The sequence below is a fragment of the Ruegeria sp. AB6 genome, from assembly GCF_056542685.1.
Genome location: NZ_JBQGAD010000015.1, coordinates 47,687 through 74,081, shown reverse-complemented (window position 1 = coordinate 74,081; position 26,395 = coordinate 47,687). Strand labels below are relative to the sequence as shown.

The 26,395-nt window shown below is 59.5% G+C and carries 24 protein-coding genes and 1 pseudogene; 12 read left to right on the top strand and 13 right to left on the bottom strand.

The window, feature by feature from the left end:
- Nucleotides 1-95: 95 nt before the first annotated feature.
- The gene (locus ACR0DB_RS20990) at nt 96-1,664 is read right to left on the bottom strand and encodes a 2-isopropylmalate synthase (protein WP_480552782.1); all 1,569 of its coding nucleotides are present in this window, start codon (nt 1,662-1,664) and stop codon (nt 96-98) included.
- A 286-nt stretch (nt 1,665-1,950) separates the two neighbouring features.
- On the opposite strand from ACR0DB_RS20990, the gene ACR0DB_RS20985 reads away from it, so the two are divergent.
- Entirely contained in the window at nt 1,951-2,616 is a 666-nt protein-coding gene (locus tag ACR0DB_RS20985) for an SDR family NAD(P)-dependent oxidoreductase (RefSeq protein ID WP_480552780.1), read from the top strand.
- Nucleotides 2,617-2,618: 2 nt separating this feature from the next.
- Here ACR0DB_RS20985 and ACR0DB_RS20980 read toward each other — a convergent pair whose 3' ends face one another.
- Complete coding sequence (locus ACR0DB_RS20980) at nt 2,619-4,076, bottom strand: MORN repeat-containing protein (RefSeq protein WP_480552778.1); 1,458 nt, start codon at nt 4,074-4,076, stop codon at nt 2,619-2,621.
- Nucleotides 4,077-4,222: 146 nt separating this feature from the next.
- Here ACR0DB_RS20980 and ACR0DB_RS20975 point away from each other — a divergent pair, with 146 nt between their 5' ends.
- The 3 genes from ACR0DB_RS20975 (at nt 4,223) to ACR0DB_RS20965 (ending at nt 7,856) form a co-directional block, all read left to right on the top strand.
- Entirely contained in the window at nt 4,223-5,881 is a 1,659-nt protein-coding gene (locus ACR0DB_RS20975) for an NAD+ synthase (protein WP_480552777.1), read from the top strand.
- A gap of 282 nt (nt 5,882-6,163) precedes the next feature.
- Nucleotides 6,164-6,397 carry a hypothetical protein gene (locus tag ACR0DB_RS20970; protein ID WP_480552776.1) on the top strand — a complete coding sequence of 78 codons (234 nt, stop codon included), beginning with the start codon at nt 6,164-6,166 and terminating at the stop codon, nt 6,395-6,397.
- Nucleotides 6,398-6,527: 130 nt separating this feature from the next.
- Nucleotides 6,528-7,856: an NAD(P)/FAD-dependent oxidoreductase gene (locus ACR0DB_RS20965; RefSeq protein ID WP_480552774.1), complete on the top strand. Its 1,329-nt coding sequence runs from the start codon at nt 6,528-6,530 to the stop codon at nt 7,854-7,856.
- A gap of 3 nt (nt 7,857-7,859) precedes the next feature.
- Here ACR0DB_RS20965 and ACR0DB_RS20960 read toward each other — a convergent pair whose 3' ends face one another.
- Nucleotides 7,860-8,792 carry an MBL fold metallo-hydrolase gene (locus tag ACR0DB_RS20960; RefSeq protein ID WP_170784802.1) on the bottom strand — a complete coding sequence of 311 codons (933 nt, stop codon included), beginning with the start codon at nt 8,790-8,792 and terminating at the stop codon, nt 7,860-7,862.
- A 218-nt stretch (nt 8,793-9,010) separates the two neighbouring features.
- Between ACR0DB_RS20960 and gltX the strand changes: the two genes are divergently transcribed.
- Nucleotides 9,011-10,336, top strand: coding sequence for a glutamate--tRNA ligase (gltX, locus tag ACR0DB_RS20955; RefSeq protein WP_480552773.1), 1,326 nt, complete (start codon nt 9,011-9,013; stop codon nt 10,334-10,336).
- A 143-nt stretch (nt 10,337-10,479) separates the two neighbouring features.
- On the opposite strand, the gene ACR0DB_RS20950 is transcribed toward gltX, so the two are convergent.
- Nucleotides 10,480-11,049 carry a gamma-glutamylcyclotransferase family protein gene (locus tag ACR0DB_RS20950; RefSeq protein WP_480552771.1) on the bottom strand — a complete coding sequence of 190 codons (570 nt, stop codon included), beginning with the start codon at nt 11,047-11,049 and terminating at the stop codon, nt 10,480-10,482.
- 94 nt (nt 11,050-11,143) lie between these two features.
- Here ACR0DB_RS20950 and ACR0DB_RS20945 point away from each other — a divergent pair, with 94 nt between their 5' ends.
- Nucleotides 11,144-11,590 (top strand): RrF2 family transcriptional regulator, encoded by a 447-nt coding sequence (locus ACR0DB_RS20945; protein ID WP_170772425.1) that lies wholly within the window; start codon nt 11,144-11,146, stop codon nt 11,588-11,590.
- Between the two features lie 2 nt (nt 11,591-11,592).
- On the opposite strand, the gene ACR0DB_RS20940 is transcribed toward ACR0DB_RS20945, so the two are convergent.
- Both ACR0DB_RS20940 and ACR0DB_RS20935 read right to left on the bottom strand, forming a co-directional pair.
- On the bottom strand, nt 11,593-14,121 hold the full coding sequence (locus ACR0DB_RS20940; RefSeq protein ID WP_480552769.1) for an ABC transporter permease: 2,529 nt from the start codon (nt 14,119-14,121) through the stop codon (nt 11,593-11,595).
- The gene (locus tag ACR0DB_RS20935; protein WP_480552767.1) at nt 14,118-14,813 is read right to left on the bottom strand and encodes an ABC transporter ATP-binding protein; all 696 of its coding nucleotides are present in this window, start codon (nt 14,811-14,813) and stop codon (nt 14,118-14,120) included. The genes ACR0DB_RS20940 and ACR0DB_RS20935 overlap by 4 nt, the downstream gene beginning before the upstream one ends.
- Nucleotides 14,814-14,839: 26 nt before the next feature.
- Between ACR0DB_RS20935 and ACR0DB_RS20930 the strand changes: the two genes are divergently transcribed.
- Nucleotides 14,840-15,499, top strand: coding sequence for an arylesterase (locus ACR0DB_RS20930; RefSeq protein ID WP_480552765.1), 660 nt, complete (start codon nt 14,840-14,842; stop codon nt 15,497-15,499).
- Here the strand turns inward: ACR0DB_RS20930 and ACR0DB_RS20925 are convergent, their stop codons facing one another.
- The 5 genes from ACR0DB_RS20925 to ettA form a co-directional block, all read right to left on the bottom strand.
- Nucleotides 15,500-16,060, bottom strand: a complete 561-nt coding sequence (locus ACR0DB_RS20925; RefSeq protein WP_480552764.1) for a L,D-transpeptidase — start codon at nt 16,058-16,060, stop codon at nt 15,500-15,502. It abuts the gene before it with no gap.
- Nucleotides 16,061-16,220: 160 nt separating this feature from the next.
- Nucleotides 16,221-16,427: a cold-shock protein gene (locus tag ACR0DB_RS20920; protein ID WP_170378838.1), complete on the bottom strand. Its 207-nt coding sequence runs from the start codon at nt 16,425-16,427 to the stop codon at nt 16,221-16,223.
- 404 nt (nt 16,428-16,831) lie between these two features.
- The gene (locus tag ACR0DB_RS20915; protein ID WP_480552762.1) at nt 16,832-17,461 is read right to left on the bottom strand and encodes a hypothetical protein; all 630 of its coding nucleotides are present in this window, start codon (nt 17,459-17,461) and stop codon (nt 16,832-16,834) included.
- A gap of 129 nt (nt 17,462-17,590) precedes the next feature.
- On the bottom strand, nt 17,591-18,187 hold the full coding sequence (locus ACR0DB_RS20910) for a hypothetical protein (protein WP_170789774.1): 597 nt from the start codon (nt 18,185-18,187) through the stop codon (nt 17,591-17,593).
- Between the two features lie 128 nt (nt 18,188-18,315).
- Nucleotides 18,316-19,971: an energy-dependent translational throttle protein EttA gene (gene ettA, locus ACR0DB_RS20905; protein WP_480552760.1), complete on the bottom strand. Its 1,656-nt coding sequence runs from the start codon at nt 19,969-19,971 to the stop codon at nt 18,316-18,318.
- Nucleotides 19,972-20,109: 138 nt separating this feature from the next.
- Here ettA and ACR0DB_RS20900 point away from each other — a divergent pair, with 138 nt between their 5' ends.
- The 3 genes from ACR0DB_RS20900 (at nt 20,110) to dacB (ending at nt 22,778) form a co-directional block, all read left to right on the top strand.
- On the top strand, nt 20,110-20,580 hold the full coding sequence (locus ACR0DB_RS20900) for an MOSC domain-containing protein (protein ID WP_480552759.1): 471 nt from the start codon (nt 20,110-20,112) through the stop codon (nt 20,578-20,580).
- A 32-nt stretch (nt 20,581-20,612) separates the two neighbouring features.
- Nucleotides 20,613-21,233, top strand: coding sequence for a nicotinate-nucleotide adenylyltransferase (locus ACR0DB_RS20895; protein WP_480552783.1), 621 nt, complete (start codon nt 20,613-20,615; stop codon nt 21,231-21,233).
- 66 nt (nt 21,234-21,299) lie between these two features.
- Nucleotides 21,300-22,778, top strand: a complete 1,479-nt coding sequence (gene dacB, locus ACR0DB_RS20890) for a D-alanyl-D-alanine carboxypeptidase/D-alanyl-D-alanine endopeptidase (RefSeq protein WP_480552757.1) — start codon at nt 21,300-21,302, stop codon at nt 22,776-22,778.
- A 2-nt stretch (nt 22,779-22,780) separates the two neighbouring features.
- Here dacB and ACR0DB_RS20885 read toward each other — a convergent pair whose 3' ends face one another.
- Together ACR0DB_RS20885 and ACR0DB_RS20880 are read right to left on the bottom strand one after the other, a co-directional pair.
- Entirely contained in the window at nt 22,781-23,203 is a 423-nt protein-coding gene (locus ACR0DB_RS20885; RefSeq protein WP_170772402.1) for a tellurite resistance TerB family protein, read from the bottom strand.
- An 83-nt stretch (nt 23,204-23,286) separates the two neighbouring features.
- Nucleotides 23,287-23,754, bottom strand: coding sequence for an Lrp/AsnC family transcriptional regulator (locus tag ACR0DB_RS20880; RefSeq protein ID WP_170789778.1), 468 nt, complete (start codon nt 23,752-23,754; stop codon nt 23,287-23,289).
- A 102-nt stretch (nt 23,755-23,856) separates the two neighbouring features.
- Between ACR0DB_RS20880 and phhA the strand changes: the two are divergent.
- A pseudogene (gene phhA, locus ACR0DB_RS20875) lies at nt 23,857-24,663 on the top strand (phenylalanine 4-monooxygenase); the annotation flags it as partial.
- Nucleotides 24,664-24,793: 130 nt separating this feature from the next.
- Nucleotides 24,794-26,368: a lysine--tRNA ligase gene (locus ACR0DB_RS20870; protein ID WP_480552755.1), complete on the top strand. Its 1,575-nt coding sequence runs from the start codon at nt 24,794-24,796 to the stop codon at nt 26,366-26,368.
- Nucleotides 26,369-26,395: the final 27 nt, after the last annotated feature.

Sequence of the window (26,395 nt, the reverse complement as noted above, 5' to 3'; positions counted from 1 at the left end):
CAGCGCGCCTGCGGCGCGCTGCCGGGCCCAAAACCCAAGAAGGGTCGGCGAAGCCGGGCCGCCGCGGGTGCGGGAGCCTCTGCGCTCTCAGACGATCAGGTCAGGTCCTTATAGCTGATCTCACGTGCATCCGCGCCCGGACCGGCCTTTTCGCGTCGCATGATCAGGCGGTTCAGCGCGTGGATATAGGCTTTAGCCGAGGCAACGACGGTATCGGTGTTGGCCGATTGACCGGTTGCAATCATGCCATCCTCTTCCAGCCGCACCGAGACTGTGGCCTGGGCGTCTGTGCCTTCGGTCACCGCGTGCACTTGGTACAATTGCAGATGCGCCTTGTTGGGATAGATCGCACGGATTGCCTTGAAGGTCGCATCAACCGGCCCATCGCCGTGTTCTGTGGCGATGATGTCCTTGCCGTCCATCTCAAGTTCGACCGTCGATTCCGCCTGACCGCCTGTGCCGCAAGTCACTTTCATCGACACCAGTTGCAGATAGTCGTCATGCTCATCCATGGTCATCAGCGCGATGAGATCGTCGTCAAAGACTTCTTTCTTGCGGTCGGCCAGATCCTTGAACCGAACAAAGATGTCCTTCAGCTGGTTGTCGCCCACATCAAAGCCCAGGGTTTCCAGCTTGTCACGCAAGGCCGCGCGGCCCGAGTGTTTGCCCAAGGGCAAAGACGTGCCGGACAAACCGATATCCTCGGGGCGCATGATTTCGAAGTTTTCGCGGTTCTTCAGCATCCCGTCCTGATGGATACCGCTTTCATGTGCAAAGGCGTTCTTGCCGACAATCGCCTTGTTGAACTGCACGTTGAAGCCCGACACCGTCGCCACACGGCGCGAGATATGCATGATCTTGGTGGTGTCGATGCCGGTATGCCAAGGCATGATGTCATTGCGGGTGCGCAGGGCCATGACGACCTCTTCCAGCGCGGTGTTGCCGGCGCGTTCGCCCAGGCCGTTGATGGTGCATTCGATCTGACGCGCTCCGCCCGCGACGGCGGCCAGCGAGTTCGCGGTCGCCATGCCGAGGTCGTTGTGGCAGTGGGTGGCGAAGATCACCTCATCCGCGCCCGGTACGGTCTCGATCAGGCGCTTGATCAGGTCGGCGCTTTCCACCGGCGCGGTATAACCCACCGTGTCGGGGATGTTGATCGTGGTCGCGCCCGCCTTGATCGCAATCTCGATCACGCGGCACAGGTAATCCCACTCGGTCCGCGTGGCGTCCATCGGTGACCACTGTACGTTTTCGCACAGGTTGCGCGCGTGGCTGACCGTTTCGTGGATCTTATCGGCCATCTCGTCTTGCGTCAGGTTCGGAATGGCGCGGTGCAGCGGAGAGGTGCCGATGAAGGTGTGAATGCGGTTTTGGCGCGCGTGTTTCACGGCATCCCAGCAGCGGTCAATGTCGGCGAAATTGGCGCGGGCCAGACCGCAGATACGGCTGTTTTTCGACCGCTCGGCAATCTCGCTGACGGCCTTGAAATCACCCTCGGAGGCGATGGGGAAACCGGCCTCGATGATGTCGACGCCCATTTCGTCCAGCAGCTCGGCAATTTCGAGCTTTTCGTTATGGGTCATGGTTGCGCCGGGGCTTTGTTCGCCGTCGCGCAAAGTGGTGTCAAAGATCAAGACGCGGTCCTGGTCGGTCACGTTGGTCATGGGAATCTCTTTCTTCTTCTGTCCTAAAGCCTATGGCGCGCGGGCGTCCTCCTCTGAGCGGGCGCGCCAGATGGCACGCTCAGAGGCGGATTAGGATCAGTAGGCCACGCAGCGACGCACCGCGAAAGGCGGTGTCGGCAACAAGGATATCTGCGCGGTTGATCATGGGATTGAGGTTATACAGAGCGGAACGCGAATGAAAAGACGGAATTTGCAGGTCTTTCACGCGCAGGGACGTTTTTTGCGATGCGTTGAAGTAAGCGCTTGGGCTGCTAGGTGATGGGCTATGAAAAAAGCACTCATCATTGGCGCGTCAGGCGGGATCGGATCGGCCCTGTATAAACGATTAGAGGAACACTCGATCGCCGTAACGGGTTTGTCCCGGTCTTCGGATGGGTTTGACTTAACTAAGCCAGACACCGTCAGTACCGCTCTGGCAGCGCTTGAAGGACCCTATGACCTGATCTGCGTCGCCTCGGGTGCGCTTGAAATCAACGGGGCTGAGCCGGAAAAGACGATTCGCGCTGTGTCAGCCAAGGCGATGATGGATCAGTTTGCTTTGAACGCGGTGGGGCCAGCGCTGGTCTTGGCACATGCCGCGCGGTTGTTGCCGCGAGACCGGCGGGCCGTCTTGGCGGTGCTGTCGGCGCGGGTCGGGTCGATTGGCGACAACCGTCTGGGCGGGTGGATCAGCTACCGCGCGGCCAAAGCTGGCGTGAACCAGATCGTTCACACCTCGGCGATCGAGCTGGCGCGGACACATAAGCAAGCGGTGTGCGTCGCCCTGCACCCCGGCACGGTGCGCACTGAGTTCACTCGAAAATACGCGGGCCGCCACGCGACGGTTGAACCAGACGAGGCCGCACAGAATTTGCTGTCAGTGACCCAGGCGCTGACCCCGGACGATACAGGTGGTTTTTTCGATTGGGCCGGGCAGCCGGTGCCTTGGTGAAACTAACCGTCCGAAGGCGCGTCGGATGTGTTGTCTTCGGCCGGTGCAGCCTCGGGCTCGGCGGCGGTTTTGCCCGGTAGGACACCGTTTTCCCACACGCCTGATTCTTCTTGGCCGTTTGCATAGCGCATGGTTCCGTCGCCGTGGCGTTTGTTGTCCAGAAAGCCACCCTCATAGACGTCGCCTGTGGCATAGGTGGCGATACCAGTGCCGCTGATTTTGCCACCTGCCCAATCGCCGGTATAGGTAAACCCACGCGGAGTGGTGATCGTGCCGAGCCCTTCGCGGACGCCATCGACGAATTCGCCTTCGTACACGGTTCCATCCGGGAAGCTGGCGCGCCCTTTGCCGTGGCGGGCACCTTCGGCCCAATCGCCCTCGTACTTATAGCCGTTGGCAAAGGTCAGCACGCCGGTGCCATGGCTGAGGCCGTTTTTGAACTGACCCGAATACACGACACCGTTGGGATAGGTTGCCTTGCCGGAGCCTTCGAAGATACCGGCGATCCAGTCGCCCTCGTAGATGATGCCGTCCGGGTAGGTGTGCAGCCCTTTGCCATGGGGCAGGTCGGCGCTGAAGTCACCCACATAGGTGGAACCGTCGGGATAGGTCATCTCGCCAAAGCCTTCGATCTGCCCGTCCTGCCATTCGCCGGTATATTCAAACCCGTCCGTGCCTACGAAACGGCCTTTGCCGTGGCGGCGGTCGTCGGTGTAGTCGCCCTCATAGGTCGCACCATTGGCGTAGGTGGCCTTGCCCTTGCCCTGACGCCGCCCGTCGACAAGATCGCCTTCGTAGACGTCACCGTTGGCCTGTACCATGCGCCCCTTGCCGGTCATGCGATCCTGCACCCAGTCCCCGGTATAGGTCATGCCGTCGGCCACTGTCAGCGTACCTTGTCCATGGCGCACACCATTGTCGATGTCGCCCTCATAAACGCTGCCCTGGGTCGAGGTGATCTTGGCCTTACCCTGTTTCGCGCCCTCAACCCAGTCGCCCTCATAGATATATCCGCTGGGGTCGGTCAGAGTTCCTTTGCCGTGGTACTGCGCCTGTTTGAACCCGCCTTCATAGCGCGCGCCATTGGCATAGGTGGCAGTGCCTTGCCCGTTGATCGTGCCATCAGACCATTCGCCTTCGTAGCTGCCGCCATCGGGATAGATGATCCGGCCGCGCCCTTCCGGCTGACCCTTGGCAAACGCACCGTCATAGATTGATCCGTTCGCATAGCGGGCAATGCCCTGGCCTTGAATTTCGCCTTCGGACCACTCGCCCTCATATTCGAAGCCGTCGGGCAGGCGATAAGTACCGGTGCCGTGCCGCAGCCCGTTCAGGAAAGTACCTTCATAGACGCCGCCAACCTCATCATCCGCAATGATGACCTGCCCGTCCTGCGCACTGGCGGGCAAGACCAACAGGGCCATCGCGGTAGCGGCGATTGAGGTGCGGATGACGTTCATAGGGTTTTCCTGCCTGCCGGTGGTTGTTCTACAGCGCAAAACTAAGATACCGCCGGGGGCAGGGCAACGGGTTTTGCCGCATTTGCCTTTTCCTCGCGGTGCGATCTGGTAAATGGCATAAGAACTGACGAGGGCAAGAGGGCACCATGGCCGACCGTTTCCGCATCACTCTGGCGCAACTCAACCCTGTTGTAGGGGATATCGAGGGCAACTCGGCCAAGGCCGTCGCGGCATGGAAACAGGCGCGCGACGCAGGTGCCGATATGATTGCCTTCCCCGAGATGTTCATCACTGGCTACAACACGCAGGATCTGGTGATGAAGCCCAGCTTTCACCGCGCCGCCATGGCCGCGGTCGAGTCATTGGCCGCCCAATGCGCTGACGGCCCTGCGTTGGCGATCGGCGGGCCATGGGTCGAGGATGACAACCTGTACAACGCCTACCTGATCCTCAAGGGCGGCAAGGTCGGCAGCAAGGTGCTGAAGCATCATTTGCCGAACGAAACGGTCTTTGACGAGGTTCGCCTGTATGATTCCGGTCCGTTGGGCGGGCCGTATTCGGTGGGCAATACGCGGATAGGCAGCCCGATTTGCGAGGATGGTTGGCACCCGGATGTCGCGGAAACTCTGGAAGAGACCGGGGCCGAGTTTCTGTTGATTCCCAATGGCTCGCCCTATTTCCGCAACAAATACGACGTGCGCCTCAATCATATGGTGGCGCGCGTGGTCGAGACCGGCCTGCCGCTGATTTACCTCAACATGGTTGGCGGTCAGGACGATCAGGTCTTTGACGGCGGCACGTTTGGCCTGAACCCTGGCGGCGCGCTGGCCTTTCGGATGCCTGTGTTTGACGAGGCGGTTACACATATCGATCTTGAGCGGGGCGATGAGGGGTGGCGGATCGTTCCGGCCGAGGTCGCGCCTCAGCCCGATGAGTGGGAGCAGGACTATCGCGCGATGGTGCAGTCCTTGCGCGACTATATGGGGAAGACCGGGTTTAAAAAGGCGCTGCTTGGTCTGTCGGGCGGGGTTGATTCCGCCTTGGTCGCGGCGATTGCGGTGGATGCGATTGGGTCTGAGAATGTCCGCTGTGTAATGTTGCCGTCGGAATATACCAGTCAGGGTTCCTTGGACGATGCAGAGGCTGTCGCCAAGGCGCTGGGCGTGCATTTTGACTACGTGCCTATCTCGGACAGTCGCGCCGCCGTGACGGACACTTTGGCCCCGTTGTTTGCCGGGCGTGACCCAGACTTGACCGAGGAAAACGTCCAGTCGCGTCTGCGCGGGTTGCTGTTGATGGCAATCTCGAACAAGTTTGGCGAGATGTTGCTGACCACTGGGAACAAATCCGAGGTCGCGGTGGGATATGCCACGATCTATGGCGACATGAATGGCGGCTACAACCCCATAAAGGACCTTTACAAAACCCGCGTTTTTCAGACCTGCCGCTGGCGCAATGAAAACCACCGCGACTGGATGATGGGGCCGGAGGGCGAGGTCATTCGGCCCTCGGTCATCGACAAGCCCCCCAGCGCGGAATTGCGGGCGGATCAGAAAGACAGCGACAGCCTGCCGGACTATCCCGAGTTGGATGCGATCCTTGAAATTCTGGTCGACGGCGAAGGCTCGGTCGCGGATTGCGTCGAGGCCGGGTTTGATGCAGCCACAGCGCGCCGGGTTGAGCATCTGATCTATATCAGCGAATACAAGCGGTTCCAGTCAGCCCCCGGAACGCGGCTGACTAGCCGGGCTTTCTGGCTGGATCGCAGGTATCCGATCGTGAATCGCTGGCGCGACCCGTCCTGAGTCGCCTGCCGCTGCGGCGCCTGCAGATCGTATCGTATCAGTAATCAATGCCGCGTCTAGGGTGGCATTGTCTGCAATCCGTCGTGCGATGGGTTGCAAGATGATGTTTTCTCTAGGGCTTGCTTGAGCGCGCGCCATTTTTCCGACACATTTTTGCTTGATTATCGCCCTAGCTGGGGCAGGTGTGACACATCCGAGATTGGGTGTCTGTGTTAACGATTTGGTATCGCTATGTATGAGGAATATGACAAACCTCTTCATGCTCCGCCGCCGTGGAAGACAATGGCAGACAAGGGGCAGGATCTGAACGAAGCCGAGGTGGATGCCGCCATCGCCGGTATTTTGAGCGCGGCTGAGCCGCCTCTGCCCAAAGTTACGCCTACCGAGTTGCGCGAAGAACTGGTCGATGTTGACCTGTCCTTGCACGAAGCTGCGGAGGATGAAGCCGAGACTCCGGTTGTCGGCTTTACCCAGGTTCTGCGTCAGAAATGGGCCGAACTATGCGGTGCGGCTTAGTCTGAATATCCCCGAAAATGGCGTGATTGACACAGGTCGTTTAAATCTGTGATCTGCGCCGAATGTCGTATTGCCTTGGGCCCAATCCCGCGCCTTCATTGCATTTCATAGAATGCAGTATGAGCGGTTGATGCCCGGCCCCAAACCAACCCCCGTTGAACCTGATCTGAAACTTCCCAAAGTGTTAGACGTCGTCGTGATCGGGGGCGGAATCATCGGCGCGGCAACTGCATTGGAGCTGTCCGAACGGGGCGTCTCGGTTCTGTTGTGCGAAAAAGGCCAGATTGCAGGCGAACAGAGCTCGCGCAACTGGGGATGGGTGCGATTGGGGCTGCGTGACCCGCGCGAAATTCCGTTGATGTGTGTGGCGCAACAGACTTGGGACGGTCTGGACGAGCGGACCGGGCGGAAAACCGGGTTTACGCGGTCAGGCATCCTGTTTGGCGCCTCCGGCGCGCGGGATGCGCAAAATCTTGAACGTTGGGCGCGACATGTCGATGGGTTGCAGACTGGCGCTCGGATGGTGTCGGGGGCAGAACTGGACGACTTACTGCCCAGTCATCGGACCGATCTGGAGTGTGCCCTGCACATGCCCCGCGACGGCCGGGCCGAGCCGCAATGGGCGGCCCCCGCCATCGCCGAGGCCGCGCGCGACAACGGCGCAGTGTTGATGACCAATTGCGCTGTGCGCAGTGTTGATGTGCGGGGCGGGCGCATTGCGGGTGTTTTCACTGAACGCGGTCGTGTCGCCTGTGATCGCGTGGTGTTGGCCGGTGGCGCATGGTCGCGTTTGTTTGCTGGGAATGCAGGCATTGACTTGCCGCAGCTCAAGGTGCTGAACACGGTGCTGCGCACCTCTCCGGTCGAAGGACCCGAGGCGGCGTTGTGGTCGGATGACTTCGCCCTGCGCAAGCGTGCCGACGGCGGCTATACGATCGCTTCCGGCCATGAGAACACGGTTGATATCGTGCCCGACAGCTTTCAGTTGGCATGGCGTTTCTTGCCCGCATTCCGACAGGAGTGGCGGTCGCTGCGATTTCGGTGGTCGAAACGGTGGGCCATTGAAGCCAAGCAGGACCGGAAATGGTTGCCTACGGATGTCACTCCGTTCGAACAGTGTCGCGTTCTGGACCCTGAGCCGTCTGGCAAGGTGCTGCGGCGGGCGTGGTCGAACGCGAAAAAGGGAGTACCCGCGTTGCAGGACGCCGAGTTGGTGCAAAGCTGGGCAGGGATGATTGATGTAACACCGGATGCAATCCCGGTAATCTCGGGCGTCGAAGAAATTCCGGGCATGTTCATCGCAACCGGTTTTTCCGGCCACGGATTCGGCATCGGTCCCGGAGCGGGGCGGTTGATGGCCGATCTGGTCACAGGGGGATCGCCCTGTGTCGATCCGGCCGCTTTTCGCCTGTCCCGTTTTACGGATGGCTCAAAAGTGCGGCCGGACCCAGGATACTAGAGCTTAGCCTGCCATCTGATAGCTGACGGGGACAAAGCGGAACCCGTCGCCGCGGGTCTCGACATAGCCAGCGGCGGGGAAGGGCATGTGGTAGCCGATCATCGGAACTTTGTCAGCGGCGAGCATCCCCAGAACATTGCGGCGCGCGGCCGTCGCGGCCGCTTTGTCCATGTCAAAGCGGACCTCCCACTCGGGGTGCGCGAAGGACCAGACATAGTGGTTGGCGAGGTCGGCGGTCAGAACCAGACGCTGGCCGTTGCTTTCCAGATGATAGACCGTGTGGCCCGGCGTGTGCCCATAGGCGGCGACGGCGGTGATGCCCGAGGTGACTTCTCCACCATCGGTGAGGAAGGTCATCTTTTCGGCCTGTGGGGTCACTTTGGCGGCAACCAGATCACCGACGCGGTTGCCTGCATCCTGTGCAGCCCAGAAGTCATATTCCGGTGCGGCGGTCACGAAGCGCGCATTGGCAAAGGTTGGTGCATCGTCGGTGGTCATGCCGCCGATATGGTCGGGGTGCATGTGGGTGATCACAACAACGTCGATCTGATCAGGGGTGACGCCTGCATCTGCCAGCGCCGCCTGAATACCGCCCTGACCCAGCCCGGTGTCGAACAGAACCAGTTCGGACCCGGTATTGACCAGCGTCGGGGTAAAGAAGAACTGCGCCTTGTCTGCAGGGATGAAGTTGTCGGCGGATACTTTGGCAAATTCTTCATCCGATGCGCCACCGCCGAAGATCTCCTTGGCACCATCGCGGGGCAGGCTGCCATCCAACAGGGTCGTGACCGTGAAATCACCGAGGTGGTACGATTTGGCGATGGTCGAGTTGGCTTTGGTCTCGGTTCCTGCGGCCAAAAGCGGGGTCGCAGCTGCAGCAAAAGGTAGTGTGGCCGCGGCGCCCAAGGCCGCTCTTCGCGTCAAATTGATGGTCATATCTAAGTCTCCCTGTCAGAACGCCAGCTTCAAAGCTAGGCCGGTGCGCGTCTCTTGGTAGGTTATAGACCCAAGATATGGGGTGCGTTGTTGAACAATACGTGTGAATTTTTGTTTAGGTTGTGTGTTGGCCATGTTTGAGTTCCTTGGTGGGCCTTTGCCCACGGCTGGACAAAACGCCCATCCTGTGACAAGAGCCGCGCCAACAGGAGACACCTATGACAACCACCCGTTTCGCCCCGTCGCCCACCGGTTACATCCATGTGGGCAACCTGCGTACTGCCTTGATGAACTATTTGATCGCCCGCAAGGCTGGCGGTACGTTCATCCTGCGCATCGACGACACTGATCCTGAGCGGTCGAAAGAAGAATATGTCGATGCGATCAAACAGGATCTGGAGTGGCTTGGGCTGCAATGGGACCGCGTCGAGCGTCAGTCCGACCGTCTGGATCGCTATGCCGAAGCGGCCGACAGGCTGCGCGAGATGGGTCGGTTCTATGAGGCGTTCGAGACGCCGACCGAACTGGACCTGAAGCGCAAGAAGCAGCTGAACATGGGCAAGCCCCCGGTCTATGACCGCGCTGCGCTGAACCTGTCGGAGGCCGAGAAAGAGGCGCTGCGGGCGGAACGCGGAAACGGTGTGTGGCGTTTCAAGCTGGATCACGAGCGGATCGAGTGGAATGACGGCATTCTGGGCGACATCTCGATTGATGCTTCTTCCGTGTCTGATCCGGTATTGATCCGGGGCGATGGGCAGGTTCTCTATACGATCGCATCCGTGGTGGATGATACCGAGATGGGTGTCACGGACGTGGTGCGTGGCTCGGACCATGTGACCAACACGGCGACCCAGATCCAGATCATTGAAGCGCTGGGCGGCGCTTGCCCGCGCTTTGCGCACCACTCGCTGCTGACCGGCCCGCAAGGTGAGGCGCTGTCGAAACGTTTGGGCACGCTGGCGCTGCGCGATCTGCGCGAGCAGGGGGTTCAGCCGATGGCTCTGCTAAGCCTGATGGCGCGTCTGGGCTCTTCCGATCCGGTGGAATTACGTTCGGACATGGCTGAATTGATAGACGGATTCGACATCGGGCGTTTCGGCGCAGCACCGACCAAATTCGACGTGCAGGACCTATTCCCGCTGACCGCGAAACATCTGCAGTCGCTGCCTCTGGCGGATGTTGCAGATGCGGTTGCGGATGCGGGTGTCCCAGCAGATTTGGCCGAGCCCTTCTGGGCCATGGCGCGTGAGAACATCACCACTCTGGCCGATCTGAAGGGCTGGTGGGAATTGTGCCGCGATGGGGCAGAGCCGCTGATCGACGAAGACGATCGTGACTTCATCACCGAAGCCGTGGCATTGCTGCCCGAAGGGCCGTTTGATGGCGAGACCTGGGGTGTTTGGACCAAGGCTGTCAAAGAGGCCACAGGCCGGAAGGGCAAGGGATTGTTCATGCCGCTGCGCAAGGCGCTGACAGGGATGGAGCGTGGGCCCGAGATGGCCGCGCTTTTGCCATTGCTTCAGGTGATCCGCGCGCGAGGGTGAAGGAACGCGCCTCTTGACGCAGACCGGGGTTCCACCCGTTTGGAGCTGAAACTGCCTATCGGACAGTTTCCCGGACGCCACTCACCCTGCGGCGGAGGAATTTTTTAACAGAAGAAGGGCCGGGGTTTGACCTCGGCCTTTTGCTATGAGGTATGGACGATGTTTGCAGCCAACTGTTGCAGGCGGGAGTCCACGAATTCAGTCTCGTGCGGTTTCAACTGCTGGTGTCGCGGATAGCGGGGCTCGGCGCGGTCATTCAGGATCGGAGCCTCCCAGCCGTCGGTGGTGGCAAAGAAGCGATCTGCCCCGGCCTCGCCATAGGCGCGCAGATAGCCCTGCACGACAACGTCGATATAGCTGAGTACCAAGGGGTGGTGGTTCGTGGGCTCGGTGTGGCGGCCATGTGGGACGGCATAGACGGCGATGTCGACGTCGTGGGTCAGCGTATGTGACACAGCCTGAGTTGCCGGGATGCGATCATAGGCCCATTCGCGTTCATCCAGCGCCGCCCAGTCGTTTTTCGGGACATGGGCGATCATCCCCTCAATCTCGCAATCGGGGTCGGGGATGGCTGTCAGAAAGGCCACCGGGCGCAGGTCTGTATGTCTCCAAGAGCGGCGCCAGCCTTTTAGTTTCGCAGGGCGGGGATCGGGGAAATCGTGGGTAGCAAGGTTCACCAGGCTGCCATAGCCAAAGAAATAGGGGTCTGCCATCTGTGCCGCGTCCTTTTCCGCCGATTGATGTATGTCAAACCGCTTTTTAGCCGGACATGCAATAAGGTCGCATCTTGAAATTTGGGAGGCGATCATGCGCATTACCAAACGGACGAATATCGCGGTGCGCTTGCTGATGTATTGCGCTGCACATCAGGACCGGCTTGTGACCAAATCCGAGATTGCCGAAGTGTGCAATATCTCGGAGAACCATCTGGCGCAGGTGATCAATCAACTGAGTCAGCTGGACTATCTCAGCACACAGCGAGGCCGAAATGGCGGCATGACCCTGGCGCGCCCTGCCGAGCAGATTCGCATCGGGTCGGTGTTTCGTCATGTCGAGGGCAACCTGCCGTTGGCCGAGTGCTTTGCGGATGCGGACAATACCTGCCCCTTGACCGATGCCTGCCGGTTGCGCCTTGCGCTGCAGGATGCGGCCGAGGTTTTCTATGCTTCGCTGGATGACATCACGTTGGATGCTTTGGTTTGTGACAACGACCAGTTGCTGCAAATCTTGCAGCCGGTTGCTTGCGTTCGGTAAGTTCAGTCGCTGGCCCGCAGGATGCGGGCCGGTCGAACCGCCAGCGGGCGCAGTGCAAAGAACAGGCCTGCACCGAGGGTCACGAGGAGGCCGGCGACAATAATTCCCAGCGCCGAACCCCAGATGATGCTGAAATCGGTGTCGAAGATATAGGTCGCCACTGCCCAACCGCCCAATATGCCGGTGAGCAGGGCCACCGCGCCCGCAGCGGCGCCGAGTAGGGCTGCGCGAAGGGCAAAACTCAGCAGGATGCGACCACGGTCTGCGCCCAGTGTTTTCAGTATCGCTGCCTCATGCCTGCGGGCGGGCTCTCCTGCGGCGGCTGCGCCGATTAGGACAAGGAAGCCGGTCAGCAGCGATACACCTGCGCCATAAGATGTGGCTGCAGCCAACCCTGCCAACAGCCCCGAGATTCGGTCGATGGCGTCGCGGACGCGAATAGCAGTAATGTTGGGAAATTGCTCAGCCAGGTCGCGTTGGATTGCGGCTTCGGCGGGCTCTTCGGCATAGACAGTGGCAATAAAGCTGTGCGGGGCTCCGGCAAGGGCCGATGGGTTCATGGACATGATGAACCCAATCCCCGCCGTCGAGAAATCAACCTCGCGCAGTGAGGTCAGTTCAGCGGTGATGTCGCGCCCCAGAATATTGACCGTCAGGGTGTCGCCCAGTTTCAGGCCCATCTCTTGCGCTTCTTCGGCGGCAAAGCTGACTTGCGGGGTACCGGAATAGTCATCTGCCCACCATTCTCCGGCGGTGACGCGTGTGTTTTGCGGGGGTGCTGCGGAATAGGTTACGCCACGGTCGCCGTCCAGAACCCAGTGGTCCCCGGCGACGTCACGAGCCGGTTGGCCGTTGATCTGCGTGAGGATGCCACGCAGCATCGGCGCGCTTTCGACGCGGGTGACGGCAGGGTCGGTTTCAAGACGTTCGGAAAAGCCGGACATTTGGTCCTTCTGAATGTCGACGAAGAAATACGAGGGCGCGACGTCTGGCAGATTGCCGGATATTGCGTTACGCAGGGTGCCGTCGATTTGCCCAACGGCGGCCAGAACGGACAGGCCCAGACCCAGCGACAACACAACCGAAGACGCACCCTCGCGCGGGTCGGAAATGGCGGAAAAGGCCCAGCGTAGCGCCGGGTGTCCACGCGCGGGGCGCGCGCCGTATCGGGCCAGTCTACGAATTGCCATCGCCGCGACCGAGAGAAGAATCAGCGCGCCAACCAGCCCGCCGCCCGTCCAGAGCGTCAGGCGGGCTGACCCGCTGAACCACGCCGCCGACGCGATCAGCAGCGCCAGCCCCACCCCGGTGGCAACGATGTAGCGCAGGCGAGGCAGGGCGCGGGCCGATGACAGCGCGTCCCGAAATAGGGTGGCAGCGCGGACCTCTTCGGTGCGGGCCAAGGGCCAGAGGGTAAACAGAAAGGCGGTCAGAACGCCATAGAGCGCAGCCTCGGCCAGCGGTTCTGGATACAGCGAAAAGACGGCTGGGATGGGAAGCTGGGCCTCGATCAGCGGGGCGAGCGCCAGTGGGACCAGCCCGCCCAGGGCGATGCCAAGCAGGACGCCTATGCCCGAGAGAATGCCGATCTGGATCAGATAGGTCTGAAAGATCGTTGCGCGGTCTGCGCCCAGGGTGCGCAGGGTTGCGATTGTCTCGGTCTTTTGGGCGAGGAATGCAGATACCGCGGCCGATACGCCGATGCCGCCCACGGCCAGACCCGAAAGCCCGACCAGTACCAGAAAGGCACTGAGACGGGAGACGAATTCGGCGATCCCCGGCGCGCCGTTTCGGGCGTCCGTCCAGCGCATTCCAGTTCCGTCGAACGTTGTGTTTGCCTGCAATGCAAGTTCTGCAAGGTCTGCCGATAGCGGTAGATCCAGCCGGTATTTGGTCGAATACAGGGTGCCCGGTGCCAGCAGGCCAGACGCTTGCAAATCCTGCGTGCGTACCAGAGTACGCGGACCCAGACCGAATCCATCCGCAGCCCCATCCGGTTCATGGATCAGCGCGGCGGTCAGCAGAAACTCTTGCGTGCCCAGAGAAAATCGATCGCCGACAGACAGACCCAGCCGGTCGATCAGTGAAGGGTCCATGACGGCCCCGGGCAGATCGTCAGCCCCGTCAAGTGCGGAGGGCAGGGGTATATCGGGGTCCAGCACCGGCGTTCCCACCAGAGGATAGGCCACGTCCACGGCCTTGACCTGCGTCAACGCACGCTCAGGGGTTTCGCCTTGCCGCGCGACGGCCATTGATCGGAAATCGACGACTTCTGAGACGGCAGAGGCCACTTGGCCCATCCAGTTACGCTCGGTTTCGGTGGCAAAGCGATAGGTAAATTCCAATTGGGCGTCGCCACCCAGCAATGCGGCGCCCTCCTGCGCTAGTCCGGTCTGGATGGCCAGGCGCACGGACCCGACAGCGGCGATGGCGGCAACACCAAGCGCGAGGCAGGCCAGAAAGACACGGAAGCCACGCAGCCCTCCGCGCAATTCGCGCCGCGCCAGACGTCCGGCGAGGCGCAGGCTCATTCCGCGGCCTCTTGCTGGATATCTTCTGCAATACGCCCATCGCGCAACCGGACAACCCGGTCGCATCTGCGTGCAAGGCTGTGACTGTGCGTGACCAGAACCAAAGTCGCCCCGTGACGGTCGCGCAGGTCGAACAGCAGATCAACAATCGCGGCCCCGTTGGTTTCATCCAAATTCCCCGTGGGCTCGTCCGCCAGCAGGATCTGCGGGCGCGGCGCCGATGCACGCGCAAGTGCCACGCGCTGCTGCTCACCCCCCGAAAGCTGCGCAGGATAGTGATCGCGCCGATGCGATAGGCCGACCGCATCCAGTTCACGTTCAGCCCGGTCAAACGCGTCCCGGTGCCCAGCCAATTCCAGCGGCGTGGCGACATTCTCAAGCGCTGTCATCGTGGGGATCAGGTGGAAGTTCTGGAACACGACGCCCATCGCATCGCGTCGAAACCGGGCGAGGTTGTCTTCGTCCAAATCAGTCAGTTCCCGCCCCAACGCTTCGATCTTGCCGCCAGTCGCACGCTCTAACCCGCCCATCAGCATCAACAATGAAGATTTGCCGGACCCAGACGGGCCAACAAGGCCCAAAGTCTCGCCCTTTTGAACCGATAGAGTTATGCCGTGCAGGATTTCCACCCGTCCGGCATTGCCATTCAGCGACAAAGCCGCATCTTGGAGAGAAAGAACAGGTGTCGTCATAGGTCAATCCACACGGAGGCGTTCTTTTGGGATATGGAGCGGTTCGGATTTTGCGCAAGGCTTTGTTGTCTGGCCTGTTTGCAGTTTGCGGTATTGCCGCCACAGCCGAACAGGTCGTGATTGCTGCATTGGGGGATTCGCTGACACAGGGTTACGGGCTGCCCGCACAGGACGGGTTTGTGCCTCAGCTGGAACGTTGGTTGCAGGATCAGGGCATGGATGTGCGCCTGATCAATGCTGGAGTTTCAGGGGATACCACCGCCGGAGGCGCGGCGCGGGTTGACTGGACGCTGACGCCGGATGTGGATGGCATGATCGTGGCTTTGGGCGGGAACGACTTGTTACGTGGGATCGATCCGGCTGTGTCGCGGGCCAATCTTGAGCAAATCATGCAAGCCGCGCGTGCGTCAGAGGTGGATGTGTTGTTGGTTGGGATGCAGGCACCGGGAAATTACGGGCCCGACTACAAAGCGGCCTTCGATGCGATCTATCCCGAACTGGCCGCTGGGTACCAATCCGGCTATGCACCCAGTTTTTTCGCCGGCCTGACCCGAGACGGCGATCCCGATGCAGCTCGCACATATATGCAACCCGATGGCATCCACCCCAACGCCCAGGGCGTGGCTTTGATCGTCGCCGAAATCGGCCCCTATGTGGTGGAACTGGTCCAAGCAGCGTCGGACTAATCAGATCACAGTCACGACGGTTCCTATCGGCACCCGCGCGTACAGGTCGATGACATGGGCGTTCAACATTCGAATGCAGCCATTCGAGGCGGCGGTTCCGATGGTGCTGGGCTGCGTCGTGCCGTGAATGCGGAAATAAGTGTCTACGCCGTTTTGGAACAAATACAACGCGCGGGCGCCCAATGGATTGTCGCCACCGCCCGGCTGGACATAGTCGTTATCCTTGAAGCGGGCATAGGTGATGGGCTCGCGCTCGATCATCTCGTCCGTTGGGCGCCAGGTGGGCCACTCTTTCTTGACGTCGATCGTGGCGGTGCCGGTGAATTCCAGCCCGGCCCGACCAACCCCGCAGCCATAGCGGATAGCCTTGCGCGGCTCGGTCACGAAATACAGGTAGAATGAGCGGGGAACTACCAGCAACTGCCCCGGCAGGAATTCTTTCTTGATCCGCACATATTGCGGCGTGGGGTCGTATTCGGCTGTCTTCGTCTTGGCAGGCGCCGCTTGCGGAACAAGGCTTGTCGCGGCGGCGGCCGTCAGGAACGTGCGGCGTGTGAACATATCGGGTCTCTTCAATACAACAGGAAAATCATCACCATAGTGTCGGGATGATAGCTGATCCGGTCAAGCGGAGGCGAAGAGTAACTGAAATGTGATGTTGCGCTGAAAACGCAGCGCAGCTTGGCAAAAGGGCAGGGGATACCCCTGCCCTTGGACCGGCTTACGCCAGCTCGATATTGTCGGCGCTTTCGCGGCCGTCACGACCCGAGCGCAGCTCGTAGGTGACTTTCTGGTTGTCTGCCAGACCGGTCAGGCCCGAGCGTTCGACAGCCGAGATATGAACGAAGATGTCTTTGCCGCCATCTTCGGGTGCGATGAAGCCGTAGCCTTTGGTGGTGTTGAACCATTTAACGGTGCCTGCGGGCATATCCGTATTCTCCTGTTTGGTGCTGCCCACGGATTTGCGGCAGCCTGGCGTCGTAGTCTGGATCGAATGACTGAGCGCCGAAAAAGGAGACAGTAGGTCGAAATAGAAAAACGTTAGCCCTTTGGATATGGCATTGGTGTGGGGATGTGGCAAGGGTGATCGTCTATGTGTACCGCAATCGGTACAAACCGCGACGGGAATGGTTCGAGGGCAACTTCAGGATTGCGAAAAGTTCAAAAAGCACCTTCTGGGATCGGGCGCGTTCGGGCCCAAGCCGTTGAAGCATAAGACGTTTGCGCGGTAATCTTGAGCTTCAAATCCCGAAGCACACCGGAAAGCGTCTGCATTGCAGGCGCTGTTGTCTTATTCTCGGCCCGCGACGGCAGTCTTGTCGCTGAAATGGCCTAGGCCGAAATAACCTTGCATTTGCTCAGGCCGAAGCGACGTGTGAGCTTTGCAGCCCTCAGCGCTTTGACAAGACGGTCACTGAGGAACAGGCTCCGGTGAAGCTGCGGATCAGCCCACATATCCAGGCCGTCCAAAACGTCACCCGACACAACGAAATCAAAATCATCCGGTTTACTTCCCCGTTTCATCCAAATTTTGGGTGGGTTCCCTATGGGCTTAATCCGGTTCGATTGCTCCGGAACAAATGCCGTTTTCTGCTCCCCCAATGCCAGAGTAAAATACTCCCCCTCAACCGGCGTCACACGGTCGTGCTGGCAAAGTTTCAATGGATAAAGCCGAGTCTTCCCAAGGCCTGCTTCCCGAAGAACATCAGCAACCGCGCGTGAAACAACAAGGCCGTACGGCCCACAGAAAATATCTGGTTGCGCTTTCAGCTTTTTGTTCGGATATTTCCCGAAAATCATATCTGGGAACACGTCGGGTGATTGAGCAACTCCAGCTTTATTCTTCCCGTCCACTGCACCGGCAGCCGGTAAATCAGTTAGAACTTGTTTTGATGTAAACGGTTTAATCAACGTTGAATCTACCATCGCCCGGCTATACCAGTCACCTGAATTGCGCGTCACTTGCTTACCCTTCCCAACAAATACCTTTAAACCTCAGCAGGTTCTTACTCGGAACTTTCAAAAGCAAGCGAATAGGGGCGTCATCGATTGCCCGAGCTAGCGGGTTTGCGCTGGCCTTCCGCTTTGCACCTAAACCGGAAGCTTGGCGACAATATCAGCGTATTTTGGTGATGCTATAAAACACCTTGGCAGTTCTTCGACAATTTCATCAATCGAATCGTAAACATGGCTTGCCGCCGACCTGAGTTCAGTCGGAATCTCTTTGGGCGCGCGCTGTTCACGTTTCGGAAGCTTCATTTTCAGGCCGGTAAATTCTGATATGTCGCTTTGATGATCCCATATCGCATCATAGTGAACACATAAAACGGGGACGTCCTCAAATACGGCCCATTCTTTTATCTGCTTGGCTTGTTGCAGAATATCCCGCTGAAACAGATCGCAGTATTCGCCAGTCGCATGGAGGTGATAAAAATGCTGCCGGATCCATTCTTCCCCATACCGTTCTTTTGCCGAATAGACAGAAAAGGCCGAATCTTTGGTGGAACCGAAGCAAAAGATCACTCTGGTATCGGCTGGCCACTTCAACAACGCCTGCGGGAAATCATGGGTTTTGTAGACGAACGGCGCTTTGAATTCGGCGTCCCTGAGACGAGCAACGAAGGCCGAGCGTTCTGCCGCTGAAGGGTTTCTTTTTCTAAGTGCCTTGCTAAGAGCAAGATAAGTCACGGTACTTCCGGATCGACCGTTGCTTGCGACTATGACGCAATGGTCGCGGTCCGATGTCTTTCCAAACGGTGCAATGCGTCCAATCGCCTGAAACAGCGATTGGAACACACGTTTGAAAGTTCGGGTTCTCACCGGGCGAACTTCTTATGCTTCAAGCGCTTAGGCTCCAGCGCGTCCGGTCCCAGACGGCGCTTTTTGTCCTCTTCGTAATCCTCGAAGTTGCCCTCAAACCACTCCACATGGGCGTCGCCTTCGAAGGCCAGAATATGCGTGCAGATGCGGTCGAGGAAAAAGCGGTCGTGCGAAATCACAACGGCGCAGCCGGCGAAATCGACCAGAGCGTCTTCCAGCGCGCGCAGGGTTTCGACGTCCAAATCGTTGGTCGGCTCGTCGAGCAGCAGGACGTTGCCGCCCTCTTTCAGCAGGCGGGCCATGTGGACGCGGTTGCGCTCACCACCTGACAGTAGCGAGACCTTTTTCTGCTGATCGCCACCCTTGAAGTTGAAGGACGAGCAATAGGCGCGGGAATTGACCTGTGCGTCGCCCAGCTGGATGATCTCGGCCCCGCCGGTGATCGCCTCCCACACGGTGTCGTTGTCCGCTAGATCGTCGCGGGACTGGTCGACGTAGGACAGCTCGACGGTGTCGCCCAGCGTGATGGTGCCGCTGTCGGGCTGTTCCTGACCGGTGAGCATTTTGAACAGGGTCGATTTACCGGCACCGTTGGGGCCGATGACGCCCACAATGCCGCCGGGGGGCAGGGCGAAGTCCAGCCCTTCGATCAGTTGCTTGTCGCCCATGTGCTTCGACAGGCCCTCGACCTCAATCACCTTGCCGCCAAGGCGCTGGCCGTTGGGGATGACGATCTGGGCGCGGGTCAGTTTTTCGCGCTCGGACTGCTCAGCCAGCTCGTTATAAGCGTTGATCCGGGCCTTGGATTTGGCCTGACGGGCCTTTTGACCCTGACGCATCCATTCCAGCTCGCGTTGCAGGGTCTTCTGCTTGGATTTGTCCTCGCGGGCCTCCTGCTCCAGCCGTTTGGCTTTTTGTTCCAGCCATGCGGAGTAGTTGCCCTCGTAGGGAATGCCACGACCACGGTCGAGTTCGAGGATCCATCCCGTAATGTCATCCAGGAAATAGCGGTCGTGGGTGACGATCAGGATGGTGCCCTTGTAGTCGATCAGGTGCTGTTGCAGCCAGGCGATGGTCTCGGCGTCCAGGTGGTTGGTTGGTTCGTCCAGCAGCAGCATGTCGGGCGCTTCCAGCAGCAGCTTGCACAGCGCAACGCGGCGTTTCTCACCCCCCGAAAGGTTGGCGATGTTGGCATCGTCCGGCGGGCAGCGCAGCGCCTCCATCGAGACGTCGATCTGGCTGTCCAGATCCCAGAGGTTCTGGCTGTCGATTTCGTCCTGAAGCTTGGCCATTTCCTCGGCAGTTTCGTCCGAGTAGTTCATGGCCAGTTCATTATAGCGGTCGAGGATCGCCTTCTTTTCCGCCACGCCCAGCATGACGTTTTCGCGCACGGTCAGGGTTTCGTCCAGCTTTGGTTCCTGCGGAAGGTAACCGACTTTGGCACCTTCGGCCGCCCAGGCCTCGCCGGTGAAATCCTTGTCGAGGCCGGCCATGATCTTCATCAGCGTCGACTTACCCGCGCCGTTGACGCCGACAACACCGATTTTCACGCCGGGCAGAAAGCTCAGGTGGATGTTTTCAAAGCACTTCTTGCCACCGGGATAGGTCTTTGAGACACCCTGCATGTGGTAGACATATTGATAGGCGGCCATGTCGCGTCCTCTGGGTCGGGGAAATTGGGTTGGCCCGCTTGATATCCAAGCCGGGCGGGCGGGGCAAGCTGGTGGTTTTGTGAATTTTGCATTCGGATGGGCGGCGGTAGATGTCCGAATTGTAGCAAAGGGGGATGCATGGCGGATTTGGCAGAACTGATTGCAGGATGGGCCCAGCCGGGTCGTTTGGAATGGATTGGTGTGCGCCCTGATCGCAGGGTCGAGGTTCAACCGGTCGATGCCGTTGTGATCTCTGCCGATGGTTTGGACGGCGACCGCGCCCGTGCGGGCAAGCGAGCGGTGACTTTGATCCAACAAGAACATCTGGCGGCGATTGGCTCTTATCTGGGGCAGGGGCCTGTTACGCCTGAAGTCTTACGGCGCAACGTGGTCGTGTCGGGAATCAATCTGGCTGCGCTCAAAAGACGTGAGGTGCAGGTGGGCGAGGCGATTTTGCGTTTTACCGTGATCTGTGCGCCGTGCAGCCGGATGGAGGAAGCGTTTGGTAAAGGTGGCTATTCCGCCGTGCGCGGCCATGGGGGGTGGTGCGCTGAGGTCGTCAAACCCGGATGGGTTAGGTTGGGTGATGTCGTGCAGCCGGTTGATTGACAAGCCGTCCCAGTTCTGAACATCAGCAGGGTATGGAGCGTTACGCGATACCATATGCGCGGCCCGGTCAGGTGATTGGGCTGTTCGGGGGATCATTTGATCCGCCGCATCAGGGCCATGTGCATGTCACGCGTGAGGCGATGAAGGCCTTTGGGTTGGATCGCGTGTGGTGGCTCGTATCTCCGGGAAATCCGTTGAAGGAGCGCAGGCCAGCACCCATGTCCCAGCGGGTGCAGGCGGCGCGGGATGTGATGCAGCATCCCTCGGTCGAGGTGACGGATATCGAGGCTCTGACGGGGACGCGCGCGACCGCGGATACGTTGGCGGCGCTGCGCAGGTTGTACCCGAGGGTCAGGTTCGTGTGGCTGATGGGGGCTGACAATCTGGCGCAGTTTCATCGCTGGAAAGACTGGCGTTTGATCATGGACAGCATCCCGGTGGGCGTGGTCGCGCGGCCGGGAGATCGCATCTCGGCCCGGATGTCGCCGGCGGCACGGGTCTATTCCAGCTACAGGATCGACGGGCAGGCGCGGCATTTGCTGGGGCGGGCCGAGGCCCCGGCATGGTGTTTCGTCAACATGCCGATGGTTGACGTCAGTTCAACTGATCTTCGCAATCGCGGCATCTGGGCAAATGGGGTGTTGCCGGAATAACCTTCGTGCGCACATAATCCTTTTTGACTGGTTGTTTGCCTGAACCCTCTGGGATTTTATTGACCCATGGCTGATCGTTTTTCACGACGTGGTTTTCTTGCAAGCCTTGGGGCGGTTGTGGCCCCCGGCATTGCGCTGGCGAATGCGCCCTTGGTTTCGTTGCGGCCTCAGATCCGTGGACCACAGAAAAACGGGGCCGAACGGCTGATCCAATCGGCCGGGCTGCGGGGCGAAGTGGCTTTTGCCGTGGCCGACGTCAAGACCGGTGTCGAGTTAGAGGCGGTGGGCGGAGATCTCGGGTTGCCTCCGGCCAGTGTGGCGAAAGCTCTGACCGCGCTTTATGCGCTGGACGTACTGGGGTCAGACTATCGCTTTGAAACCAAACTGATCGCGAATGGGCCGGTCGAGAATGGCATTCTGAACGGAGATCTTATTCTGGTCGGCGGCGGTGACCCGCTGCTGGATACGGATGCGCTGGCCACAATGGCGGCCAATTTGCGAGAGGCCGGGATCACCGAGGTGCGCGGTGCGTTCAAGGTCTATGACGGGGCGTTGCCCTATGTGTTCAGCATTGACGCCGGTCAGCCGGATCATCTGGGATACAGCCCGGCGCTGAGCGGGATTGCGTTGAACTTCAACCGGGTTCACTTTGAATGGAAGCGCGAGGGCACGGATTATACCGTGACGATGGATGCCCGAAGCGCGCGCTACAAGCCGGCTGTAGATGTGGCAACTATGCGGGTCGAAAGCAGGAAAGCCCCGATCTACACCTATGAGCCAAGCGCGCGGCAAGATCGCTGGACCGTTGCCCGCGGGGCGCTGGGCAAAGGTGGCGCCCGGTGGTTGCCGGTACGCAAACCGGCGCTCTACGCCGGGGATGTGTTTCGGACATTGGCGCGGTCGAACGGGATTGTGCTGGACCGTTTGCAGGTGACGAACGAAAGCCCTCAGGGCAGTTTTCTGGTCACGCATTTTAGTGAAACGCTGGACAATATTTTGCGGGGAATGCTGAAATATTCGACCAATGTGACGGCGGAATTGGTGGGCATGACGGCGTCCAAGGCGCGTGGTGCCGATCTGCACACCCTGCAAGACTCGGCCGACGAAATGAATCGCTGGGCCGCCGAGGCATATGGGGTCAACGGCATTGAGATGGTTGATCATTCGGGGCTGGGGGATGCGTCTCGGGTCGCGCCGGGTGATCTGGTCAAGGCGTTGATCGCAGCGCAGAAAGCCGGAGCGCTGCGGCCTTTATTGAAGAATTTCAGGTTGTTGGACAGTCAGGGAAGACCCGTCAAAGACCACCCGATCAAGGTGGACGCCAAGACAGGGACGTTGAATTTCGTCTCAGGTTTGGGAGGTTTCATCACCACGCCAGACGGGTCCGAACTGGCCTTTGCTATCTTCACAGCTGATGTCGACCACCGGGCCACAATCCCGCGCGCGAACCGAGAACGCCCGGCGGGCGCACGCAGTTGGAACGCGCGGTCGCGCAGGTTGCAGCGGGCTTTGATCACACGCTGGGGCACGCTGAGCGGCAGCTAGGATCAGGTGGTGTGACGTGCCCGTGCGCCGCGTTCAATTGCAGCGGCGTGCAGGCGGTCGACGTTCAACTCGTAACGGATTTCTTCCAGCAGGCGCAGTTCGGTCTCGGCCAGGGATCCGTCCGCCGCCGCCACGTCGCAAGCCAGGGCATAGGCGGTTTCGTTCAGCCGCTCGGGCAGGTTTTCCCGGATCAGACCAAACAACGCATCCAGCCCGTCTTCTTGTTCGAACAGGTCGAACACGATCTGCGAGACGCGGCGGGTGCGGTCGATGTCATACTCGGCAAAGACCGGCAGCATGTTCACAGCCGCTTCGATTTTGACCAGTTCAGCCGTGCGAATGGTTTCGTCCGATGCTGAGATCGCCACCATGATCGCAACAAGGCAATCCTGCGGAGACATCGGGTGAGGCACTTGATCGGTCATGGCGTGGTCCTGATAGAGCTGTTCTGAACGCGCACGATAGGAGGGACCGGGATCGGGTTCAACGGATTTCGGCGGCCAAAGCGTCACAGGATGGGCAACGGCCCACGCGTTTTGGTCTGGCGCAGTACGAAATTGCTGCGTGTGTCGCGGACAAGGCCGGATTTCAACAGGCGTTGCATGATGAAATGTTCAAGGTCCTCGGGGGTGCGCGCGTAGACCTTCAAGATGAAATCGTGATCCCCGGTGATCGAGGCGCATTCGACGATCTGGGCTTCGGTCTCAACCAGGCGCAGGAAGGACGCGATGCTGTCCTCTTGGTGGTCTTTCAACGCGATGTGAACGTAGGCGATCGCATTCAGCCCCACCGATTTTGCGGGCACCCGCGCGGCATAACCGGAGACGACACCCGTTGCCTCAAGATCTCGTACTCGCCGCCAGCATTGCGAGGCCGACAGCCCGGTTCGGTCGGCGAGATCCTGCATGGACAGACGTCCGTCTGACTGAAGCTCTTGCAGGATAGCGATGTCAGCAGGTTGAAGGGTTTGGGTCATAATCAGAACATTATTGAAATGTTTCGGCCAAAAATCCAGCAATTCCGCACGCCATTAAGTCAATTTTACCACGAGTAAGGGCTAAAATTCTATCAAGGAGGACGTTCCATGCCCAAATCCACCAAATACGTGGCCAAACAGGCCGACGCGCGCGGCCATATTGCTTATACCGCCGAGGAGGATGCAGTTTGGGCGGACCTTTATGCGGCGCAGCAGGAAAATGTGCAGCGCTACATGGCGCGGGAATATCTGGACGGGTTGAATCGGTTGGAGATGCCCAAGACCCGCGTGCCGTCCTGCGCGGATATATCCGAGCGTCTTCTGGACCTGACCGGGTGGCGGGTTCAACCGGTTCCGGCGCTGATCGGGTTCAAGACCTTTTTTGGCATGCTCGCGGATCGGGTTTTTCCTGCTGCATCGTTCATCCGTTCACGCGAGGATTTCGACTATATTGAAGAACCCGATATCTTTCACGAAATCTTTGGCCACACGCCCCTACTGAGCGACCCACGTTTTGCCGCTTTCAGCTATGCGATCGGCAACGCTGGGGTTGAGGCGGGGGACAAAGACTATGCCTGGTTGATCCGGCTATATTGGTTTTCGATTGAATTCGGATTGCGCCGACAGGACGGGCAGATCAAGGCGCTGGGCTCGGGGCTGGCGTCTTCGCCCACGGAGCTGGTTTATGCCGTGGATAGCGACGTTCCCGACCGGGACCCGTTCGATGTCATGACGATCTTGCGAACGCCGTATCGGATCGACATGCATCAGATGGGGTATTTCGTGCTGGACGATCCCGAAGAGCTGTTTGCCGCTGCCGATCGGGATCTGCTGGCCGATGTGCATCAGGCGCAGCGAATGGGTTTGCTGCCGAACAAGTTCCCGCCGAAAGTGACGGCAGCCGAATAAACCGCAACCGGGGTTTCCGCTCAGAAAAACAGCGCGCTTTATTGACTCATGCTGCACCGGCACAATAGGAGGGGTCGGTCGGGTCGCATGGGGCGTCCGGCGCTGTATTTCCCGATGGAGCACCTAAAAAATGTCTGAACTGCGTGAAACCGCGATGTCGTCCAAGGCCTGGCCTTTCGAAGAGGCGCGCCGGGTCCTCAAACGCTACAGACAAGGTGCGCCGGAAAAGGGATATGTTTTGTTCCAGACCGGCTATGGCCCGTCGGGCCTGCCGCATATCGGCACCTTTGGCGAGGTCGCGCGGACCTCGATGGTACGGCATGCGTTTGAACAGATCAGCGATATTCCGACCAAGCTGATCTGCTTTTCGGATGATATGGACGGCTTTCGCAAGGTTCCGACCAATGTGCCGATGCAGGACGAGCTGAAAGAAGACCTGCATCTGCCGCTCACCAAAGTGCGCGACCCATTTGGCACGCATGAAGGGTTCGCGCAGCACAACAACGCGATGCTGTGCGATTTTCTGGACAGTTTCGGATTCGAGTATGAATTCGCCTCGGCCACAGACTACTACACCAGCGGCAAGTTTGATGAGGCGCTGCTGATCGCGCTGGAGCGCTTCGACAAGATACAAGAAATCATGCTGCCGACCCTCGGGCCCGAGCGACGCGAGACCTATTCATGCTTCTTGCCGATCAGCCCGAAAACCGGCCACGTGCTGCAAGTGCCGACGCTGGAACGTAACGTAGCCAAAGGCACGATTGTTTATCAGGAGCCTGATGGCGAAAAGGTCGAAATCCCGGTCACGGGAGGCAACGTCAAGATGCAGTGGAAGCCCGACTGGGCCATGCGTTGGGCCGCGCTGGGCGTGGATTACGAGATGTCGGGCAAAGACCTGATCGATTCAGTCACGCAATCGTCGAAAATCTGCCGGGCGCTGGGCAAACAGCCGCCCGAAGCGCTCAGCTATGAGCTGTTCAATGATGAGCAGGGGCAGAAGATCTCGAAGTCCAAGGGCAATGGCTTGTCGATGGAAGAGTGGCTGACCTATGCCGCACCCGAAAGCCTGTCGTATTTCATGTATCAAAAGCCCAAGACGGCCAAGCGTCTGTATTTCGATGTCATTCCCAAGGCTGTGGACGAGTATCATCAGCAGCTGCGCGCCTATCCCGGGCAAGAACTGAAGGCGCAGTTGAACAACCCTGTCTGGCATATCCATGGCGGTGACGTGCCTGCATCCACGCTTATGGTGCCGTTTGCGATGCTACTGAACCTTGCATCAGTGTCTGGTGCCGAGGACAAAGAAGCGCTGTGGGGTTTCATCCGCCGCTATGCGCCCGAGGCGACCGCAGAAACGCATCCCGATCTGGATCAGGCGGCGGGCTTTGCGGTGCGTTACTTCAACGATTTCGTCAAACCCACCCGACAGCACCGCGCACCTACCGATCAGGAACGTGAGGCGCTGGAAGCGTTGAAGGTCGCGTTGCAAGCCTATGATGGTCCGCTTGAGGACGAAGCGCTGCAATCGGTGGTCTATTCCATCGGGCGCGAGCGGTTCGACCCGATGCGCGGGTGGTTCACAGCGCTCTACGAGGTGCTGCTAGGGGCCTCGCAAGGGCCGCGCTTTGGTGGGTTTATTGCGCTTTACGGTGTGCCCGAAACGGTTGCGCTGATCGACAAGGCTTTGGCCGGAGAGCTGGCCTGATTTGACCTAACATGATGTGGGGCTACC